The 1,851-nt window shown below is 76.1% G+C and carries 3 protein-coding genes; all 3 read left to right on the forward strand.

Annotation, left to right across the window (positions count from 1 at the left end):
* On the forward strand, positions 1-368 hold a 368-nt coding region (locus ACTUAL_RS14890), incomplete at its 5' end, for a phosphopantetheine-binding protein (protein WP_440900661.1).
* 13 nt (positions 369-381) lie between these two features.
* Positions 382-597 (forward strand): MbtH family protein, encoded by a 216-nt coding sequence (locus ACTUAL_RS14895; protein ID WP_440900662.1) that lies wholly within the window; start codon positions 382-384, stop codon positions 595-597.
* On the forward strand, positions 594-1,851 hold a 1,258-nt coding region (locus tag ACTUAL_RS14900), incomplete at its 3' end, for an argininosuccinate lyase (RefSeq protein ID WP_440900663.1). The genes ACTUAL_RS14895 and ACTUAL_RS14900, both read left to right, overlap by 4 nt.

A 1,851-nucleotide genomic window follows, 5' to 3' on the forward strand; every position in this document is an offset into this window, starting at 1 on the left:
ACGGCAAGGTCGACCGCGCCCGCCTGCCCGAGCCGGGCCCCCTGGCGGACGCGGACGACGCGGGCTTCACCCCGCCCAGCGGCCCCGCCCAGGAGGCCATCGCCGCCATGTGGCGCGAGCTGCTGGGCGTGCCGCGCGTCGGCGCGGACGACGACTTCTTCGACCTCGGCGGGCACTCGCTGCTGGCCACCCGGTTCACCGCGCGCGTGCGCCACCGCTTCGACGTGGAGCTGCCGGTCCGCGTCGTGTTCGACCGGCCCGTGGTCGCCGAGCTGGCCGAGGAGGTCGAGGCCCTGCTCGCCGCCAAGATCCAGGACATGTCCGACGACCAGGTCCGAGCGCTGCTCGGCGACCGGTCCACCCGGTGAGGAGCGAGGGGCGATGGGCGAGCACGACGACGACACCCGGCGCTACGCGGTGGTGCTCAACGACGAGGAGCAGCACTCGGTGTGGCCCGCGGACCGGGACGTGCCCGCCGGGTGGCGGGCCGAGGGCTTCACGGGGACCAGGGCCGAGTGCCTCGCGCACGTCGCCGAGGTGTGGACGGACATGCGCCCGCTGAGCCTGCGCCTGCGGATGACGGAGGACACGGCGTGACCGCCCTGACCGGCAGGCTCTCCGCCGCCCCGTCGACCCTGCTCGACACCGAGGTGCTGCGCCCCCAGTTCGAGCACGAGGTCCGCCGCCTGCTGCCCCACTACGTCGCGGTGGAGCGGGTGCTGGCGCTGGAGTACCGGCGCATGGGCCTGCTCACCGCGGACCAGGCCGAGGACGTGCTGGGCCTGCTCGCGCGGGTGCGCGCCGAGGAGCTGGCGGCGGACCCGGAGGCGAACCTGTCCGACATCGCCTTCGCCCTGGAGCGCCACGTGGAGCGCGGCGCGGCGCGGCCGGTCCCGAACTGGCACGTCGACCGCAGCCGCAACGACCTCCAGGCGTGCGCGCAGCTCATGGCCGCCCGCGACCGGCTCGCCGGGCTGGCGGGGCAGGTGCTGGGCATGGCCGCCGCCGCGCGCCGGGTCGCCGCCCGCCACCTGGACACCCCGATGCCCGGCTGCACCCACTACCAGGCCGCGCAGGTCACCACGCCCGGCTTCCACCTGGCCGCGCTGGGCGAGCGGCTCCTGCACACCTCGCGCCGCCTGCTCGCCACCTTCGACGGCACCGACGCCTGCCCGCTGGGCGCGGGCGCGCTGACCGGCCAGCACCTGCCGTGGGACCGGGAGCGCATGGCCGCGCTGCTCGGCTTCACCCGGCCGGGCGGCAGCGCGCTGACCGACGTCGCCTCCCGCGCCTTCGTCGCCGAGATCACCGCCGAGCTGTCGCTGTTCGGCATCACCGCCAGCCGCTTCGCCACCGACCTCATCACGTGGGCGGGCGCGGGCCACGGGTTCGTCGACCTGCCCGACGAGCTGTCCGGCATCTCCTCGGCCATGCCGCAGAAGAAGAACTTCCCCGTGCTGGAGCGCATCCGGGGCCGCACCGCCCACCTCACCTCGTGCCACGTCGACGTGGCGCTCGCGCAGCGCGGCACCCCGTACACCAACCTCGTCGAGGTCTCCAAGGAGGCGGGCGCCCAGTTCCACGACGCGCTGGACACCGCGTCCTCGGTGGTGCGGCTGTTCACCGCCGTGCTCGACGGCCTGGTGTTCCGCGCCGACCGGATGCGCGCGGCGTGCGAGCGCGAGTACCTGGGCGGGTTCGCGCTGGCGACCCTGCTGACGCTGCGCGCGGGCGTGCCGTGGCGGCGCGCCCAGGTGCTCGCCGGGCGCTACGTCGTGGCCGCGCTGGAGCGGGGCCTGCCGCCGACCCGGCCGGACGGCGACCTGCTGGCCGCCGTCGCCGAGGCCGACG

The sequence above is a fragment of the Actinosynnema sp. genome (assembly GCF_052038725.1).

Bases quoted from the DNA above. Each gene is read 5' to 3' on its own strand.
- ACTUAL_RS14895 (WP_440900662.1), top strand. From the start codon at position 382: ATGGGCGAGCACGACGACGACACCCGGCGCTACGCGGTGGTGCTCAAC.